Origin of the sequence: Alkalilimnicola ehrlichii, from assembly GCF_003399765.1 — a bacterium.
Classification (GTDB): domain Bacteria; phylum Pseudomonadota; class Gammaproteobacteria; order Nitrococcales; family AK92; genus AK92.
The window spans coordinates 14,027-31,179 of sequence record NZ_NFZV01000038.1; the positions used below are offsets into that span (position 1 = coordinate 14,027).

General features: G+C 56.5%; 14 protein-coding genes and 1 pseudogene. 10 read left to right on the forward strand and 5 right to left on the reverse strand.

The features are described from left to right. Positions 1–368 precede the first annotated feature (368 nt). Positions 369–803, reverse strand: coding sequence for a DUF3015 domain-containing protein (locus CAI21_RS20815; RefSeq protein ID WP_220348968.1), 435 nt, complete (start codon positions 801–803; stop codon positions 369–371). 317 nt (positions 804–1,120) lie between these two features. On the opposite strand from CAI21_RS20815, the gene CAI21_RS20820 reads away from it, so the two are divergent. The 4 genes from CAI21_RS20820 to CAI21_RS20835 are packed head-to-tail and all read left to right on the forward strand — an operon-like array spanning position 1,121 to position 4,077. Continuing rightward, the gene (locus CAI21_RS20820; RefSeq protein ID WP_220348970.1) at positions 1,121–1,807 is read left to right on the forward strand and encodes a CDP-alcohol phosphatidyltransferase family protein; all 687 of its coding nucleotides are present in this window, start codon (positions 1,121–1,123) and stop codon (positions 1,805–1,807) included. Then, positions 1,800–2,426, forward strand: a complete 627-nt coding sequence (locus CAI21_RS20825; protein WP_258869015.1) for a lysophospholipid acyltransferase family protein — start codon at positions 1,800–1,802, stop codon at positions 2,424–2,426. The genes CAI21_RS20820 and CAI21_RS20825 overlap by 8 nt, the downstream gene beginning before the upstream one ends. Next, positions 2,413–3,357: a phosphatidate cytidylyltransferase gene (locus tag CAI21_RS20830; RefSeq protein ID WP_116304064.1), complete on the forward strand. Its 945-nt coding sequence runs from the start codon at positions 2,413–2,415 to the stop codon at positions 3,355–3,357. Before CAI21_RS20825 ends, CAI21_RS20830 begins: the two co-directional genes overlap by 14 nt. A 12-nt stretch (positions 3,358–3,369) precedes the next feature. After that, positions 3,370–4,077 carry a DUF3592 domain-containing protein gene (locus CAI21_RS20835; RefSeq protein WP_116304065.1) on the forward strand — a complete coding sequence of 236 codons (708 nt, stop codon included), beginning with the start codon at positions 3,370–3,372 and terminating at the stop codon, positions 4,075–4,077. A gap of 80 nt (positions 4,078–4,157) precedes the next feature. Here the strand turns inward: CAI21_RS20835 and CAI21_RS20840 are convergent, their stop codons facing one another. From CAI21_RS20840 to CAI21_RS24310, 3 genes are all read right to left on the reverse strand, one after another. Then, positions 4,158–4,916, reverse strand: coding sequence for a helix-turn-helix domain-containing protein (locus CAI21_RS20840; protein ID WP_116304066.1), 759 nt, complete (start codon positions 4,914–4,916; stop codon positions 4,158–4,160). A 315-nt stretch (positions 4,917–5,231) separates the two neighbouring features. Beyond that, complete coding sequence (locus CAI21_RS24305; protein ID WP_220348972.1) at positions 5,232–6,053, reverse strand: 1-acyl-sn-glycerol-3-phosphate acyltransferase; 822 nt, start codon at positions 6,051–6,053, stop codon at positions 5,232–5,234. Next, positions 6,047–6,847, reverse strand: a complete 801-nt coding sequence (locus CAI21_RS24310; protein ID WP_220348975.1) for an MFS transporter — start codon at positions 6,845–6,847, stop codon at positions 6,047–6,049. The genes CAI21_RS24305 and CAI21_RS24310 overlap by 7 nt, the downstream gene beginning before the upstream one ends. A gap of 213 nt (positions 6,848–7,060) precedes the next feature. On the opposite strand from CAI21_RS24310, the gene CAI21_RS20850 reads away from it, so the two are divergent. The 3 genes and pseudogenes from CAI21_RS20850 (at position 7,061) to CAI21_RS20860 (ending at position 11,386) form a co-directional block, all read left to right on the forward strand. After that, a complete protein-coding gene (locus CAI21_RS20850) occupies positions 7,061–7,489 on the forward strand; it encodes a hypothetical protein (RefSeq protein WP_116304067.1) in 429 nt (142 codons plus the stop codon). Between the two features lie 546 nt (positions 7,490–8,035). After that, a pseudogene (locus CAI21_RS20855) lies at positions 8,036–8,299 on the forward strand (helix-turn-helix domain-containing protein); the annotation flags it as partial. 357 nt (positions 8,300–8,656) lie between these two features. After that, a complete protein-coding gene (locus CAI21_RS20860) occupies positions 8,657–11,386 on the forward strand; it encodes a bifunctional diguanylate cyclase/phosphodiesterase (protein ID WP_116304069.1) in 2,730 nt (909 codons plus the stop codon). Between the two features lie 28 nt (positions 11,387–11,414). Here the strand turns inward: CAI21_RS20860 and CAI21_RS20865 are convergent, their stop codons facing one another. Beyond that, positions 11,415–13,043: a GGDEF domain-containing protein gene (locus tag CAI21_RS20865; protein ID WP_181919566.1), complete on the reverse strand. Its 1,629-nt coding sequence runs from the start codon at positions 13,041–13,043 to the stop codon at positions 11,415–11,417. A 475-nt stretch (positions 13,044–13,518) separates the two neighbouring features. Between CAI21_RS20865 and CAI21_RS20870 the strand changes: the two genes are divergently transcribed. The 3 genes from CAI21_RS20870 (at position 13,519) to CAI21_RS20880 (ending at position 16,860) form a co-directional block, all read left to right on the forward strand. Beyond that, entirely contained in the window at positions 13,519–14,160 is a 642-nt protein-coding gene (locus CAI21_RS20870) for a TetR/AcrR family transcriptional regulator (RefSeq protein WP_116304071.1), read from the forward strand. A 117-nt stretch (positions 14,161–14,277) separates the two neighbouring features. Continuing rightward, positions 14,278–15,120: a pirin family protein gene (locus CAI21_RS20875; protein ID WP_116304072.1), complete on the forward strand. Its 843-nt coding sequence runs from the start codon at positions 14,278–14,280 to the stop codon at positions 15,118–15,120. A 390-nt stretch (positions 15,121–15,510) separates the two neighbouring features. Next, on the forward strand, positions 15,511–16,860 hold the full coding sequence (locus CAI21_RS20880; protein ID WP_116304073.1) for an HD-GYP domain-containing protein: 1,350 nt from the start codon (positions 15,511–15,513) through the stop codon (positions 16,858–16,860). Positions 16,861–17,153: the final 293 nt, after the last annotated feature.

Sequence of the window (17,153 nt, forward strand, 5' to 3'; positions counted from 1 at the left end):
ACTGCGGGTGCTGTCCGTTGCGTTCGGCATCCGGATCGAAAAAGCCTCGAGCGTGGCAAAGAGTTCGGATTCCGGATTGTCTGCGCCATCGGCGGCATTGAAAAAAACTGGCTAGCCGCGTCGCTACGCTGCCCCGGCAGAAATTTGCGATCGCGGTAGTGTAAAAGATCGAGCCACTCTCGCTGGTGGGCGAGCTGCTTATGCTGTGCCTTTGCCTGTAATTCGAGCAGATACTCGGAAACGTGGGATTGGCTTGTAGGGGAGAGAGTAAGCAGCAGAAGCGCGAGGATAAATCGTCTTGCCATCGATGGAACCGCTTAAGGTCGTCCGGCCCGTAGGCCGGAGAAAAAGACATCGCGGCGAGCCGCTTAGGCCGCGTAACGCGACAATGCTGCGTCGTCGGCGAGGGTGTCGTTCAGTGCTGCTAGCACATCCTCGGCGGTGACGTCGTTGCTACGGAAAATCTGCTCGAAGTTATCGCGAGTCATGGCAAAGAAAGCCGGTTTGTCGGCGTCTTCGATACCCATCAGGTCCGCGAGCACGTGCAGGCTTTCGCCTTCGCCGGTAGCCATATCGCGAGCTAGGGCATCGATGTTGGAGCCGGTAAACATCGCCAGCTTTTCGCTCGACTCGACGACGCCGTCCTGGGAGCAACCGAGGGTGCCGGAGGTGATGCCGAAGGTCTGGTTACCGGAAATGCCGTTGGTGGTAACGGCAAGAACTTGCGGAGCAATGCCCGACTGCCCATCCCAAACCATCGTGCCCAAGCCGCAACCGGTATTTTCGGCGTGCGCGGTCCCCATAAATACAGCGCCCGACAGCGCGGCTAAAGCGATCATTTTTTCATTTGTTTATGGCTCCTTAATGTTGCGTTAGCCACTTTTAGTGGCATAGCCAGGGGAGTTGCTCCCCCAAAGCGGAGCCTATCACACTAAAACCTAAAGTTAACAAATAATAATTTGACTGTTAAGGGAAGCGCGGAAGGGGGCTGCCCGCCGAGTATCGGTGCTACAGCTTGTGATAAAATCACAATATTTACGGGCGATGCTGTGGTATGGTCGCCTAGTCTACGCCGGCATCGTGACTCGGCTTTGGGAGCCCGCGGTAGCGGGAAGTAAGTGTGGAAACCGATAATAAAAATGCGGATGCGCCTAACGTTGTGCGGCGCGAGATTCAGGCGCGAAACACCTCATGGGCACAAGGGTTCGCTCGCCGGTTGGCGGGTTGGGGGATTAAGCCGAATTGGATCTCCTTGGCGAGCGTCGCGTTCGCCGCAGGGGCGGGGTTCTGTCTTTTTCTTAGCTCCGGATTCGGTGTCTGGTCGCAAGCCGGTCTTTTCCTATTAGCAGCGTTATGCATTCAGGCTCGTCTGCTCTGTAATCTATTCGATGGAATGGTGGCCGTAGAAGGCGGTTTAGGCACGCCTTCCGGCGAGATTTTTAATGATCTGCCGGATCGCCTGGCCGACCCTCTGATTCTGGTGCCGGTAGGCTATGCAGCGGTTGAGTTTGCCGGTGCGCCGGCGTTGGGCTGGATGGCCGGGCTGTTGGCGGTGTTAACCGCTTATGTGCGGGTCTTGGGTGGCGCTTGCGGCGTTAAGCAGTCTTTTATCGGTCCGATGGCGAAGCAGCACCGGATGGCGCTCATCACCGCAGCGCTGATCGTCGCGGCCGCAGTTACACCATTTGCCTGGCAAGACTATGTGCTTGTCGCCGCGCTCGGGTTGGTCGTTCTGGGTTGCCTGGTCACGCTGGTTCGTCGCACCCGGCATATCGTCAGCACGCTGGAGGCGCGCGAGCGTGCATAGGTTGGTGGCGCTGCTTTTAGTGGGCTTGCTGCGTCTGGTCACCGGGGTGAGGGCGCGTTGGGTAGGTTCGGTGCCGTCTATTCGGCCGCGTATTTATTTTGCTAATCATTCGAGTCATTTGGATTCGCTGGTCATTTGGGCCGCTTTGCCCCCGGACGTGCGGCGGCGGACACGCCCCGTGGCGGCACGAGATTACTGGGGCGAATCCCCATTCCGGCGTTATCTGGCGCGCCGCGTGTTTAACGCGATATTTATCGACCGCAACGGCGGTAGCAGCTCGCGCGAGACGCTTAACCAGATTCTCGACGCCATAGGCGAAGATTATTCATTGATTTTTTTCCCGGAGGGCACTCGCGGCAACGGCGAGGAAATTGCTCCGTTTAAGTCCGGCTTATACCGCTTGGCTTTGGCGCGGCCCGATCTGGAGCTGATTCCGGTTTATCTGGAGAATTTAAGCCGGGTTTTACCCAAGGGTAAGGTTATCCCGATTCCGCTGCTAGGCAGCGCGACGTTTGGTCGGCCGTTGCGGCTAGGAGAGCACGAGGCGAAGGAGGAATTCCTTTGGCGGGCTCGGCGGGACGTCCTAAATTTGAACGAGGCCCCGCATGCAGACGCTTGATCCGCACTTCCAGGCCATGTTGCTTGGTATATTAGGGTTGCTGATGGTCAGCAGCCTGGTCGGGTTCGGGCTCGCGCTTGTGGTGCGCTCGGACGGCGCTAAGGAAACGGTGGCCAACCTCAACGCTCGTATTCGCGCCTGGTGGGTCATGTGCGGGGTGTTGGCCGCTGCTTTGGTTGGCGGGGCGCTGACGTCGGTGCTTTTGTTTAGCGTTATCTCGTTTCTTGCGCTCCGCGAATTCATCACGTTAACGCCGACCCGCTATTCTGATCATAGCACTTTGTTCTGGGCGTTCTTCATCTTTACGCCCATTCAGTACTACTTGGTCGCTACTCAGTGGTACGGCCTGTTCGCGATTTTCATTCCCGTCTACGTATTCTTGTTCGTGCCTCTGCGCATGGCGCTGACGGGCGATGTGCAGGCGTTTTTGGCCCGCTCTGCCAAAGTGCAGTGGGGCATGATGTTGTGTGTGTATTGCATCAGCCACGCTCCGGCCTTGCTTATGCTGGAAATCGACGGCTACGCGGGGCAGAACGTGAAACTGTTGTTCTTCCTGATTTTGGTCGTACAGCTAAGCGATGTTTTGCAATACGTGTTCGGCAAGACGCTGGGGCGGCGCAAGATTGCGCCCGAAGTAAGCCCGAACAAGACTTGGGAAGGCTTTATCGGCGGAGTCGCTGCCGCGACATTAATCGGGGCGGCGTTGTGGTGGATTACACCTTTCAACCCTTGGCAGGCGGGGCTGATCGCTTTGGCCATTTGTCTTGCCGGTTTCGCCGGCGGTTTGTGTATGTCGGCCATTAAGCGAGACCGCGGCGTCAAGGATTTCGGAACGCTTATTCAAGGGCACGGCGGCGTCATGGATCGGGTCGATTCGGTATGCTTCGCTGCACCTATCTTTTTCCATATTACGCGGTACTTTTTTACTTAATGGGGGGCGGCGATGGATAAGCTAAAGCATGTTCCGAAGCTCTTTCTGGCGGTGGGGTTGTTGATGCTGGCCGGCGCGCTGATTATGGGGGCTAACTCGTTGCGTTTAGTGATGACGGCCGAGTCGGCCGTCGGTACGGTCGTCGAGTTGGATCGTCGGACCTCGCAGGATTCGGATGGTCGTACCCGGGTTAGTTATCGGCCGGTGGTTCGCTTTCAAGGGCCGGAGGGTATGGTGACTTACCGGAGTAGTAACGGCAGCAACCCACCTCGTTACTATGTAGGGCAGCGGGTCGATATGCTTTACAACCCGAGCAACCCAAGCAATGCCCGTATCGACGGTTTCTTCGACCTGTGGGCCGCAACGCTGTTTTTGGCGTTGATGGGGGCGGTTTTCACGGGAATCGGTGGCGTGGCGACCCGGAGCTTTGGCAAACGTGCCAAAACAATCAAATTGTTAAAGCAGTCCGGGCACCGGGTGCGCGCCGTTGTTAACGGTTTCGACTGGAACACGTCTATCCGCTTTAACGGGCGCTCGCCGTGGCGCATTACCTGCCAGTGGCAAGATCCTACAACGCAACAAGTCCATGTGTTTTATAGCGAAGATATCTGGCAAGACCCGCAGAATCACATTAAGCCGGGGGAGGAGATCGACGTGCTGATCGACCCTCGCGACCCGAGCAAGCTGCATTACGTCGACACCCATTTTCTGCCGCGCTAAGCGGGAGCAAGTTGGTCGGCCTTTAGGCGGCCAACTTGAGGAAACCCTGGTTAAATCCCCGGCGGTTGTTCGACACACGGTTATGCTTTTTTATCGCCTGCTCTTGCATAGCGGGAGAACATGGAAAATGCCCATACGCGCTGAGCCAGCATGACGCTACACCCGTGCCGCTCGCTGAGTGGGAGGGTGCTGTCGAGTCGCGCAAGTTCGTTGAATTCTTGCGCAAGCAGGCTGAGCTTGCGCTCCATGAGTCGTAAAGACGGGCGGGAGAGCATGCCGGAGATAAACTTCAGCGTTTCCGCCGGCTGATCGAAGCGCGATTCGAAGAATTCTTCCCTGACGCGCTCGTCGAAGAAACGACGAATGGGGCCATCGTCGCGCCAGGTCAGAAAGCGCGAGGTTAGTAGGCGCACGCGGTTGCCGGGCTGTAATTCGATTAATCCCATTCGATCCAGCTGCGCGAGTATTTTAATACTTTCCAGTTCTTCGATCTGATACTCCCGGATAATGTCGTCGACGGTGTAGCCGTTCAGCAGCAGATAGAAGACCAACAGCAGCCGGGGCTCTTCGCTGAGCGCTTGCTCCTGCGCCGGGTCTAGCTCGCGGATCTCGTCGATGCCGTCTTCGACGCTGCGAGCAAGCTCGGTGAGCGACAAGTCGACCAATGCGCAGACTTGCTCAAGCCTTTGCAAGGAAAAACTCTCTTCGGAAAACAGCCGCTTGACGCTGGCCTCGCTTAGGTCGAGTGCCGCGGCGACTTGGACGTAGGTAATACCATGAGCTTTTAGGCTTCGTTTTAGCGCTTTTATGAGCAAGCTGGTTTGTGGAGTGCGTGGCATAACATCACCGCGGTAGTGGTTGTTGCTTGATAGGGTACGCCGTTGCCGACGAGTTGCCAGGGCACCTGGAAATGAGGTGGGCAACTTTTTCTTGCAAGCGTTCGGCGGTGGCTTCGCTCGGTGCGACCGGGGTGCCTATGCAAACCCGTATCCGGCTGCGGAAGCGGCGAGGAAGCTTGAAGAACGCGCGCCCGCCGTGACGGCTGAACAAGCTTCCCCATAAGCCACGCAAGCCCATAGGAATAACGGGAACCGGGCGGCGCTTAAGAATGCGTTCGACACCACGGCGGAAGGTTTGTAGTTCTCCATTGGGCGTTAGCCCCCCTCCGGAAAGATGCAGACCCACTCGCCGGCCGCTAATGCGGCATCGATACGGTCGTAGGCGTTGTCGAGAAGACGCGGGTCTTCTTTCGCCGGTGCAATCGGAATGGCTTTCATCCCGCGGAATATAAAGCTCAACAACGGGATTCGGAAAATCTTGTGGTACATGACGAACCGTATCGGGCGTGGGGCGGTGGCGCTGAGGATGATCGCGTCGACGAAGCTTACATGATTGCATACCAGCAAGGCCGGCCCTTCTTCCGGCAGATTAGCAACGCCTTGCTTGCGCAACCGATAAAGGGCTGGGGTAAGCAACCAAGCCAGAAACCGGAGTAAGAACTCAGGCAGGCGCCAAGCAATATAGACGGCTACCATCGCATTCATCGCTCCAAGGAGCAGGAATAGCTGAGGAATGCTTAAGTTCGCAATGTTTAGCGCCAGGATAGCGAATCCGGAAGCAAGTACCATCGCCAAAGCACTTAGCACGTTATTGCCGGCGATGACGCGCGCGCGGTGTTTAGGGCTGCTGCGCTTTTGGATCAGCGTCGTCAGGGGAACGATGTAGATGCCTCCGAACAGACCAAGCAGTAGGGTGTCGAAGAAGATGCGGCTGCCGTAGTCGGTTGTTAGGAACGCCACCGGGCCAAGTAATGCGGTATCGGCTGTCGTGCTTGGGGAACCTGTGTAGAGACGTACGATAAACAAGGTGATGCCAAGGGCGCCCAAACCGACCAGGCCAAGCTCGATTCGGCCGCCGGATAAGCGATCGCAGAGCAGCGCCCCGGTGCCTATACCGATTGAAAAAGCCGCTAGCAAGAGACTGCGACGTATTCGTTGCCGCGGAGCACGTCATTGGTGAAGTTGGGAAACTGCGTCAATAGTACGGCGCCAAGAAACCAGAACCAGGCAATCCCGATAACCGCTAGCATTACGCTACGCTGCCGGCGAATAAAACCGATGCTGCGAGCGAGTTCGGCCGGAAGGTTCCAGTTCAGTTTGAGGTGCGGTGCCGCTGCCGACGCTTTTGGAATCCGCCGAGCCGTAGCGTACCCGAGTAAGGCGAACAAGGTAACGCTTATGGCCACCCACGTCGGCCCCTGATTGCCGCTACCCACCAAAAGACCGCCAAGCAAAGTGCCGATAAGAATTGCCACAAAGGTGCCCATTTCGACGAGGCCGTTGCCGGCGACCAATTCCTTGCTACGGAGGTGCTGTGGCAGGATGCTGTATTTCACGGGCCCGAACAGGCTGGACTGAACGCCGAGTAAGAATAAAACCGCGAACAAAAGCCATAGGCTCTGTAGGAGGAGCCCGAGTACCGCCAGCCCCATGATTGCGATCTCCCCGACCTTGATGAGACGTATCCAACGCGACTTTTCAAGCTTGTCGGCCAGTTGACCGGCCAAGGGCGAGAGGACGAGGAAAGGCAGAATAAAAAGGCCCGCTGCAACGTTGACCATGACATTGGAGTCGGCCGCGCTCCATTGGGCTCCTTGAAATACAATCAGAATGATTAAGGCGTTCTTGAAAAGGTTGTCGTTGAGCGCTCCAAAGAACTGAGTCCAGAAGAAAGGCGCAAAACGTCGGGTTTTGAGTAGCGAGGTCAGCATTATTTGTCCTTGTCTTCGCGTTGCTGCGACGCTATTCAAGAACGCTCTCGCCAGTTTGGCAATACTATTCTTTTGGGTAGCAAAATATAATACTTATCAGTACACCGACTGCTGCTAAGGCGCAGCGGTCGTCTCGCCGTTAATGCGCTAAACTGATAGGGCATGCTGTTCTATGACAGCCGTGCGCTTAGCCACTATCAAGGAGAGATAACAATGGCTTTCTCAATACGAACAATCATAAGTCAGGCGCTGGTTGCGATTCCTTTGCTAGGCGTTTCCGCCGCGCAGGCGGATACCATAGAGCAACGGCAGATGTGCCGCTCTGCTGACGGCAACGGTATTGAGTACATCGCAGTGCAAGCGGCGCATGAAGCCTACTTGTTCGCCCGTGTGGTGCTGCCTACTCCGGGCTACGAAGTACAATTTGTGCGGGATGGTGCAACGCGGTACCCGCCGTCGTACCGGTTAGTGTGTAAACCGCCGCGGGATATGGTGCCGGCGGTGCTGACTGAGCATAAGGCGAGAGTTGCCGTCCAAGGCGAGTATTTGGACTCGGAGATTTGGATAACCGACGGCGAGGGGCGTTATCCTATTTCGGTTTGGGCGGAGCTGCCGCGCTATCAGGTACCGCCGCTTCGCTAAGTTTCCGTTGCAACGTTGGTTACTTATACGCGTGTGGCCCAGTAAGGTGGAGATTTACTGGCCACACGGCCTACTCGCAACCCAATGCTGCCAGGGCTTGGCGGCTTGCTAGCCCGCTGAGTCGGCAAACCGAGAGGCGGTCGGCCGTGTTAGTTTGCGTCGACGGTTGTCACGGGGGCGGCGTCGTGCTTGCCGGGGTAAGCCTGCCATTCTCCGCACCAATCATCCTCCCCGGTTTCCGGGTACACTGAAAAATGACCATTTTTCCCCGTGGAAGTAAGCGGGCAGTCGACATCAAGCGGGCGAAGTCCGGATGCGGCGGTTGCCTTCGGCACATGCCCATACGTAGGTCGCATCCCGTTTCGCCATAACGGGTTTCGAAGGTCGAGGTATCGAAATACGCACAGGTACGGCAAGTTCGTTCCATAAGCTGTCTATCCTTTTCAGCTTCCCTAGAAATGGTGCTCATAAGCCGTGGTGTTATAGGCATTCTAGACGGGCTCGGGATCATATGCAAAAAATTCTCAACTTTTAGCGCTCGGCGAACAAATCCGAGCCTTACGTAAGGCGCGCGGCTTTTCGCAAGAAGCCTTTGCAGCGGCAGCAGGTTTAGATCGCGCTTACTACGGAGGCGTGGAGCGTGGCGAGCGAAATGTAGCGGCACTTAACCTGATTCGCATTGCCTCTTGCTTGAGCGTTGAAGTCGGCGAGTTGTTTCCGCCGTTAGCTAATCTCGACGCGTTGGCTGGCGGGCGCTACCCGACTGAGCGGAAGCCTTACCAGCTGCATGTTCACGATAAGGACGATTAACAGCGGTTTGGCTTTGAGTGGGGGCTAGTTGTGAGTAGGTGTCGTTAGGGTTATGGGGCGGGAAGCACATAGGTAAAGAGGAGGCGGCACTGGCTGTAGCAAGCCACCGTTAATTGATAGCGGCCGTAAATCTCCCCAACTCCCTCATAGGGAGGCGTCGATTTGGGCTCTGGGTAGTCGGTTGTGGGCCTGCCTGTCGGGTAGGCGGTGAGAAGGGGATCGGCAGCTCCCGGAAGTCAGGTATTCTGTTGCTCTAATAGATCGAGGCAGGAGACGTAACCGTCTTGCTAGGCGATAACCTTTACCTGATGGCGCGGAGAGCGATGCTCGTTGCGCCTTGAGAAACGGCGGGCCCGCATGCGGCGCTTTCTTATCATCTTTTTGCCGGTGGCATGCTTAGTGGCATTGGTGGTGGGCGCGTTCCAGTACCATGGTTATTCGATTGAGCGCAATCGACTTAATGCCTTGCAAGCGCATGCAGTCAGTTCGGCGGCAACCACCGTGAAGAACGATCTGGAGTCGATCGGTGCGGATCTGCAGTTACTGGTTAACAGTCCGGCGTTACGGGAGGCGATCGGTTCGCCAACGCCTAATTGGGAGCCGGTTGCCCAAGAGCTGGAAGAGTTTGCTTACTACAAGAGCTTGTATGAGCGGGTCAGCTTTATCGATCTGGACGGCCGCGAGCAAGTGCTGTTCGATCTTGCCGAGCAGTTTCCTTTAAGTCCCGATGTCCGGCCCTTGACCGATGATCCGATGGCTTGGATAGAAGGCGCGCGGCCGGGCCAATTAAGTGTGTCGGGGCTTGATATCTTCACCGGCGAGGACGGTCGCGATCATCTGCGGATCAGCGTATTTACGCCGGTGGAAGATTTGCAGGGCAGGGTCCGAGGTATTCTGGCCGTGGCTTACCATGGCGAGCGCTTTTTGGAGAACCTGCAGGCCAGTATGGCGGATGCGCCCGGCGTGGGGTTCATAGTAAACGCCCAAGGGCAGTGGATGCCTTACGGGGAGTGGGTCAACGTATGGCCCGAAGACGCTGAAGCGGAGTCGTTTCAGGCAGTGGATGGCGAAGCCTGGGAGGTGATGGCCGTCGTCGGTAGTGGGCAGTTCGTTTCCGAAGAGGGACTGTACAGCTTTATTACGGTCGATCCGCTCACGGTGGTCCCCGAGCGCTTAGGGGTGGCTTTGCCGGCAATCGGCGAGGGAGAGCAAGGCATCGCTCAAGCCAGCTGGAAGATCGTTTCCTTCGTCGATGCCGCCATATTAGCAGCCGCGCAGTGGAGCCGCGTTCAGTGGGGAGGGCTCATTCTTTTGGCCATTCTGCTGCCGTGCGGCGGAGCGAGTTGGTATATTGCGGGCTTGTTGAACAGCCGGGCGCGTTCGACCATCCAGGCGCGTCGCCTCGGTGCGGTTGTCGAGCAGACGGACGACCTGGTGGTCATAACCGATGCCGAAGGTGCTATTCGCTACGTTAATCCAGCGTTCCTGCGCAAAACGGGTTATCAGAAAGCCGAGATCATCGGTCAAAGTAGCCGTTGCCTGCGTTCGAGACGAAAAAAGCACGGGGATTATCAGCAGCTTTGGGATGCTGTGCGAGCCCGTGAAGCCTATAAGGGCGTATTGGTCACTGGGCGGAAGGACGGGTCCGATTTTTATCAAGAGACGACGGTCACGCCGCTGCGGGAGCCCGGCGGGGCCACGGTCGGTTTCGTTGCGACGGGGCGCGATGTTACCGAGCGGATACGCGATAAGGAAAAACTCCAGCGCCTAGCCTTTCAGCACCCGCTGACGGGGCTTCCTAACCGTGCTTTGTTTCGCGATCATCTGGCAGAAACCGTCGCCCGCGCCCGGCGCAATGGCAGCATGGCGGCGGTACTGTTTCTGGACTTAGACCGTTTCAAGAAAATCAACGACAGTCTCGGCCATAAAGCCGGCGACACCTTGTTGTGTCAGGTTGCCGAACGGTTAAGAAACAATGTGCGAGATAGCGACATCGTTGCCCACATTGCAGGCGACGAATTTACGATCCTGCTAAACGACATCTACAACGCTGGCCAGATTCATACCGTCGCCGGTAAGATCCTCCAGACCTTCGAGCCCCCGTTTACCGTTGAAGGGCAGCAGTTGTTCATGGGTGTGTCGATGGGTGTCGCCGTTTATCCGAACGATGCCGAGCACATCGATAAGCTTGTTGAGCTAGCCGATACGGCGATGTATTACGCCAAGCGCTTAGGGCGCAATCAATACCAATTCTATTCCACGGAGATGACGGCGGCCGCGCATGAGCGGCTACGGTTGGAGACTGAGCTGCGTCAGGCTCTGGGGCAGCGCGACTTCGAATTGCATTTTCAACCGATTGTCGACCCTTTGAGCGGTCGGATCACATCGTTCGAAGCATTGATCCGATGGCGGCCGGCGGGGCAAGAATTACGCCCGCCAAGCGAATTCGTGCCGGTACTGGAGGACACCGGCCTTATCGTATCGGTGACCCGGTGGATTCTTAAAGAATCCTGCTTGCAATGCCGGCGCTTGCAGGCGGCGGGTTTACACGATGTGTCCGTTACCGTGAACGTGAGCCCGCGTTCCTTCTATCAGAGCGATATCGTAAGCGCGGTCAAGCGCGCCTTGCAGTTCGCGCGTCTGCCGGCGACGAATCTTGTACTGGAGGTAACAGAGGGACTATTGCTGGAAGACAATCGCGCCGTGCGCGATGCCTTGTGGGAGCTGCGAGCCTTGGGGGTTCATATCGCCATCGACGATTTCGGTACCGGTTACTCTTCGTTAGCTTACCTGACCCGCCTACCGGCCGATATTCTTAAGATCGACCGCGAGTTTATTGGTCGGCTCGGCCCCGATCCGCGCGATACTACCTTGGTTGCCGCCATGTTGGCGTTGGCGCAGGAGATGGGCTTACGCGTTGTGGCCGAAGGCGTTGAGACGATCGATCAGCTTGCGTTTCTACAGAGTCGCTACTGTACGGGAACGCAAGGCTTCTTATTCAGTGCCGCGTTGCCTATCGATCAGATCGAGGCTCATGTAAAAGCGGATCGCCATTGGCCGTGGCAGGACTGGATGCAAAAACACTGAGCGCAATGGTGTCATTGAGGTTCGGCGTTCAACTCAAGCCGCCGTTAAGCGGGCTTTCGTCTTCTTGCGCGTCGATGGCCGTGCGGTCTGCCAATACGCGTCGTCGCCGTTCAGTCGTTTCTTGAAGGCATGTTTCCGCCTGATAGAGCAAAGCCTGTGCCGCACCCGTGCCCAGTTCGGCGGCGGGTAGGGTGGCAATGCCTGCGGCGACGTCTAAAGGGTAGGGGGTTCCGGAATCGCTCGTTAATGTTTTGATGAGCGCTTCGGCCCGGTGTGCAGCGTGTAATGCCTCGGTTGCCGTTGTATTAGGTAGCGCTAAGGCGAACAGATCCTCTCCCAGTCGGGCCGCGATATAAGAGGGGCGCGACGCGATTTCTTCGAGCGCGATCGCTGTTTGCCGTAATAGCGTATTCCCTTCCGCTTCCGTAAAGCGTACGCGCAGTCCGTGCAGCGGCTCCAGGCGAATCAATACGAGCGACATGTAAGCGTTATTCTGGCGAGTAGCATAACAAAGCCGGTCTAGCACGCCTTCCATATGACGGCGATTATAGAGATTCGTCAGCGGATCGCGACTGCTTGAATTGCGTAACCGGCTGTTTGTCTCCTGTAGCGCGAAAAGCGTCTCGCTCAATCGTTGGCTAAGGTGTTGTCGGCGGCTCTTCTCGTTATTCTCGGAGAGGTTGGTTAATACGCAAATAGTAACGGGGGCGCTACTCCAGGCAACCGTAGGGCGATTTACCGATACCCGTAGTCGGTGCTGCCCTCCTTTGTTGTCCGTGTACGGGAGTTCGGTTTGAGAGGCTTGTCCGATATGGGTCGAGTGCAGGATCGTATCGAGCAGTCTCGGGTCTTCTATGACTTTATCGAGCGACATTCGCGTCGGTTCCAGACAGTTAAATAGCCGTTTAGCGGCCGGGTTGGCAAAATGCACTTTCTGGTCGCTGTCGATCACGAGCAGCGCTTCCGACAGTGTGTCAAGGACGTGAAACGCCATCTTGGTCGGGGTTATTTCGCCAAGCCCGTAACGAATGGCCACGTAGGTCACCAGCGCGATCTGTACCGCCACCGACGCAAGCAGTATCGGAGGGACGGCAATGCCTAAGCTGGGAAGCATGCCCACGCCGCCGAGCAGAACCGTTATGACGACGATCAGTAGCACCCGGCAGCGGTTACGTTGAGCTGTACCGGCGGCTGCGTCGCGGTAGCCGCGATAAATCAAAAGTGCGGCCAGCGTCATCAGCACGCCTTTGTAGAAAAGCCAAATTAGCCCCGCTCCCGTCAGTTTAGGAACGTAGCCCCAGGCATACTCGTACACGCCGTTGGTGAAAAGCCAGCCGTGGGTGGCGTGCAAAATCATGAAGCACGCCGCGCTGGACCACGCTAAGGTAATCTTCAGTCGCGCTCTGGAAGGGCGTTTGCCCGCCAAAACGGCAAGTTGATAGATCGTGGGGGAAAGTAGCGTGATAACGGCAAACAGATGCGGATGAATGCTCTCGACCAGAGCCGGGTCGTCCGCAAGTATAAACAGAATGGTAGAGGCGACGCCGGCAAGCGAGGTCGTCACGAATAACAGATAGGTACGGGTAGTGGGCGAGCTGCTTTCTCTGAGCAGAACCGCAAGGGCTAGGGTAAATACTAGCAAGAGGAAGGCTGCCATCGTCGGCGGCAATCTGTCCCAGAATGTAAAAAGCCCCAAACCTCCCGGTGGAGAGGTTATCTCGGTTGGCGTCCCTTGCATGTGCAGTGCACTTTTATTATTGATTTGTCCTGAAGAAACTATTCAGGGTTTCCTAATTTAATAGAAGAACAATTCCTGTACTTGCTCTAAAGCCTATTACGTTGCCGCTGAGTTGTACAGTTTTGCCGTTTTCTAGGGGGAATGCCTTCTTAGGTCACTTTATCTAAATGTTGCTTTTGACGTACTATTCGAAAAATTAAGAGATAATGAAATCTGCTAATTAGTAGAATATTAAGGAAGCGCTTACCTATTCCCCACGTTCTGTTGTCCGCGCAGACGGTCGATTGCGGCCTGCGTCTGTGCCCGCTTTCTGTGTGTACAGAAAGGTCCTTCTTGTCTGCGGTCAGCGTTTCGTTGAGGAAGGCGATCAGTTTGTTAAGGAGAATAAGGCGTAATGATGGCGGCCAGTATAGAGCAACGTAAACAGCCGGTGCAGGCGCGTAGTGTCGCGAGGGTGGAGCGAATCCTCGATGCGGCCGCTGGGCTGATTGCCGAAGTCGGCGTTGAGGCAGCAGGAACTTCAGGGATTGCTCAGCGCGCCAAGATATCGCTTGCATCGCTGTATCGCTACTTTCCAAACAAGGCGGCCGTTGTTAGGGCGGTTGCCGAACGTCAGCTAACCAAGCTGGATCGATATCTGGAAGATTTCTTGGTGCGGTTCGACTTGGAAGATGGCGTTGATCGGCTGCTCGATCGGTATGCCGAATTCTATCGTACCGAGCCCGGTTACGCAGAGATTTGGTCGGGTATGCAAGTCATGCCGGAGCTGGCCGAGCTGGATCTCTCGGAGCTGCGGAGAAACGCGCGCCGCCTTGCCGATCGTGCTGCGTCACGCTATCCAGGCATTGATCGCAATGAGCTGGAAGGTGCGGTAACCATGCTCACGCGAGCTTGCGGTGCGGTGCTGCATTTGGGAATGACGATGAGCGAAACGCAAGCGGCAGCCATGTTGAGCGAGGTGAAGTTCATGGCTCGTACCTACATTCGCGAGCGTTTGCTGTCGGCTCGATATGAAGGGCAGGGCGCTCAGCATTAGGCGGGTGCCGGCGCTCGACATTTTCTTTCGTTCATAAGCCACAATTGAAGAATTGCACGGTATCATATTAGAAGGTGCGGAGATTCTGGTGTGCGAGATTGCTGTAAGGAGGTGCTTATGAGCGAGCGTCGCATCGAACGAGTTTTGCTTGGGCAGCCGGCGTCCGATGGGGCGGGCGTTAAGCTCAATCGTGTATTCGGTCCAAGCCATGGTTTGGACCCTTTTTTGATGTTGGATGAGTTTAACTCCAACCAGGCCGATGATTACATCGCCGGCTTTCCTGCGCACCCCCATCGAGGCTTCGAAACCGTCACCTACATGTTGGAAGGCGAAATGCTCCACGAGGATCACTTGGGGAATCGGGGGCGTTTAGTGCCTGGTGCCGTGCAGTGGATGACGGCCGGGCGCGGCATTATTCATTCCGAGATGCCGCAGCAGGAAGAGGGGCGGATGCGGGGCTTTCAATTGTGGCTGAACCTGCCGGCCAACGAGAAAATGAAGCCTGCTGCGTATCGCGATATTCCCCCGGAGGATATCCCGGTCCAAACGGTGGCCGGTGGTGACGTCAAGGTCGTGGCCGGAGCTTTTGCGGCGGGCGAGGGCAATCAGGTAGACGGCGCCGTCGTTGGCGTGACGACCGACCCGCTTTATCTCGACGTACGCTTAGAGCCAGGGGCGAGCCTCAGTGTGCCGGTGGCGAGCGATTATACGGTTCTTATGTACTGCTACGAGGGGCAGCTTCAGGTTGCCGACACGGCTGTCGAACAAAGCCGTTTGGCAGTGTTGAGCAAGGGGGATCGGGTTAATCTGGACGCCGGGAGCGAGGGCGGGCGTGCCTTGTTGTTGGCGGCTAAACCCTTGCAAGAGCCTGTTGCTCATTATGGTCCATTCGTGATGAATACGCCGGAGGAGGTGGAACAGGCCTTAAGAGATTTCCGTGGCGGCCGTTTAACTGGTTAAGGAAAGTATTTCGGCCTGTTGGGTCGTAAGGCCGTTCCCGGTTAGAACACGCCGCGCCGCTGCGACACGTGCCGTTTCCGGTGCGTTGGCGCCGTGAGGGCACGCCTGCGCTTTCCTTCTGCAAGGACGATACTCCCAACTGTCAGTGTATGCTGATATTGTACGTTGGGGAGTGTTGACTCAGAGACTGTCTAGAGAGGGATCTTATCGACGCGAACGGTGTTTACATCGGCCGGCGGGCGTGAGAAACGGTTTAGGCGTTTCTCACGGGTGCTTAGGCAGGCGCGCTTATGCGACAGCCTCTGGCAATATGGGTTTAGAGTCGCCGCAAAGCTAAAGGCTCCGAGGGGGCAAGCGGCGCTCAATGGCTGGGCAGGAGTCGATTGGCTGATGGACGCACATCCGGAGCAGCGGCTAGAAGATCAACCGCAGCATTACGCAGACCACCTAAGTCAGGTGAACGCGACCACGGAAGTGGTTTCGATCGAAGATATCTATAACGATCGAGGCATGTTGATTGCGCGTAAAGGTACGCGCATTAACGAGTCGCTAAGCAAGAAAATTCGCCAACATCGATTGGCGAAGCCGTTGCATTCCTTAGTCGATATCAATAAAGGCCTCACGGAGCAATCCGTGATGGATGAGTTTCATAAGTTGTGGGCGTTGTTCCCCGACTTGAAGGCGTTGTTGGACGGCATGGAAATGGAAGAGGACTTCGAGGGGATGGTCCTCGGGGTGCGGCTGCCGCGGTTGATACTGCAAAACCTTACCGTGCTTTTCCATCGTAAGCCGCATTTGTTCGAACAGTCGCTTTTCGTCGCGACTTTGGCGACGTTAATCGTACAGGCCTTGAAGCGGCCCCCGTCCGAGGTTCGGGCAGCTTATTTAGGGGGCTTGGTGCACGATATTGGGTTTTTGCACATCGACCCCGCTATCCTTGAGAAGGAAGACGAGTTGACGATGGCGGAATGGCGGGCGATTCAAAGTCACGTCATCGTGAGCAAGTTGTTGGTCGAAGAGGTTGGCAGCGCGGTGCCCCCGCTGACGAATCTGGCAGTCATCGAGCACCACGAGCGCTGCGATGCCAGCGGTTACCCGGCTTTTATGTCCGGCGCGCGGTTACATTTGCTTGGCCAGTCCATCGGCATTTCCGACGGGTTATATCATTTACGGACCGGGCTACTCGATAAGCTGGATCTGAACCTGGCGAACGCCGTGCCGTTTTTGCAGATGAATAGCGGCACCCATTTTTACGAAAACCATAAGGCCGTGCGGATATTGCTGACGCGGGCACGGCTAAAGCCCGAGACTTGTAATCCTTTCGGTTCGATTGCGGCTTTCGGGGCGGGTGTAGCTAAGCGCTCGCGTGCATTGGCCGGCGTTATCGATGTACTGTTAGAGGTTCAGAGTCTGGCTAGCCGCACCGAGCTCAAGCGCGGTTATGCGTGTCTGGCGCGGACTCCAAGTCGCATATTAAGAGCCGTTCATGCTTCCGGTGTGTTGGGCGAGGCGTATCTGGCTTGGTTGGAGAACAGCCTGAACGACAGCGAAGCGGGGGTTCAGGACGAGCTGTTGAACGTTTATTTGATGCAGGAAGAGCTACTTGCTCAACTGCGCGACTTCGTTCAGATCCTTAACCGTTATGTCATGGACGAACCCGAGACCGGCGTGTTTGTTCAGGTGAAGGACTTCTCGAATAAATTACAAGAGCATATCGCCGCCGTGGCGGAGGTTTATTAGGCCCTACGGGCAAGCGGATTAAGCCGCTTGCCCGTAGGGCTGCGACCCTTTCTCACGCTTTCTTCGACGGACCAATTAAGGGGCGCTACCGCCAAGCGAGCTCGCTATCGCCTATTGGGTCCGTTTCCTCTACGGCATCGACTACACCTTGCTGCCGGCCTCCATGATCGACAGCCCGATCCATGTCGGTATTCGTCGTCTTCCCGACAACGTGTAAGCCGAGTTCGCTCGGATTCCTTGCATTACGCCGCTTGATCCTCTATACGTAGAAAAACGAGCGAGCGCTCGCTCGC

Coding starts and splice junctions, on each gene's coding strand:
- CAI21_RS20815 (WP_220348968.1), bottom strand. CDS start 803: ATGGGGACCGCGCACGCCGAAAATACCGGTTGCGGCTTGGGCACGATG.
- CAI21_RS20830 (WP_116304064.1), top strand. CDS start 2,413: ATGCAGACGCTTGATCCGCACTTCCAGGCCATGTTGCTTGGTATATTA.
- CAI21_RS20835 (WP_116304065.1), top strand. CDS start 3,370: ATGGATAAGCTAAAGCATGTTCCGAAGCTCTTTCTGGCGGTGGGGTTG.
- CAI21_RS20840 (WP_116304066.1), bottom strand. CDS start 4,916: ATGCCACGCACTCCACAAACCAGCTTGCTCATAAAAGCGCTAAAACGA.
- CAI21_RS24310 (WP_220348975.1), bottom strand. CDS start 6,847: ATGCTGACCTCGCTACTCAAAACCCGACGTTTTGCGCCTTTCTTCTGG.
- CAI21_RS20850 (WP_116304067.1), top strand. CDS start 7,061: ATGGCTTTCTCAATACGAACAATCATAAGTCAGGCGCTGGTTGCGATT.
- CAI21_RS20860 (WP_116304069.1), top strand. CDS start 8,657: ATGCGGCGCTTTCTTATCATCTTTTTGCCGGTGGCATGCTTAGTGGCA.
- CAI21_RS20865 (WP_181919566.1), bottom strand. CDS start 13,043: ATGGCAGCCTTCCTCTTGCTAGTATTTACCCTAGCCCTTGCGGTTCTG.
- CAI21_RS20870 (WP_116304071.1), top strand. CDS start 13,519: ATGATGGCGGCCAGTATAGAGCAACGTAAACAGCCGGTGCAGGCGCGT.
- CAI21_RS20875 (WP_116304072.1), top strand. CDS start 14,278: ATGAGCGAGCGTCGCATCGAACGAGTTTTGCTTGGGCAGCCGGCGTCC.
- CAI21_RS20880 (WP_116304073.1), top strand. CDS start 15,511: ATGGACGCACATCCGGAGCAGCGGCTAGAAGATCAACCGCAGCATTAC.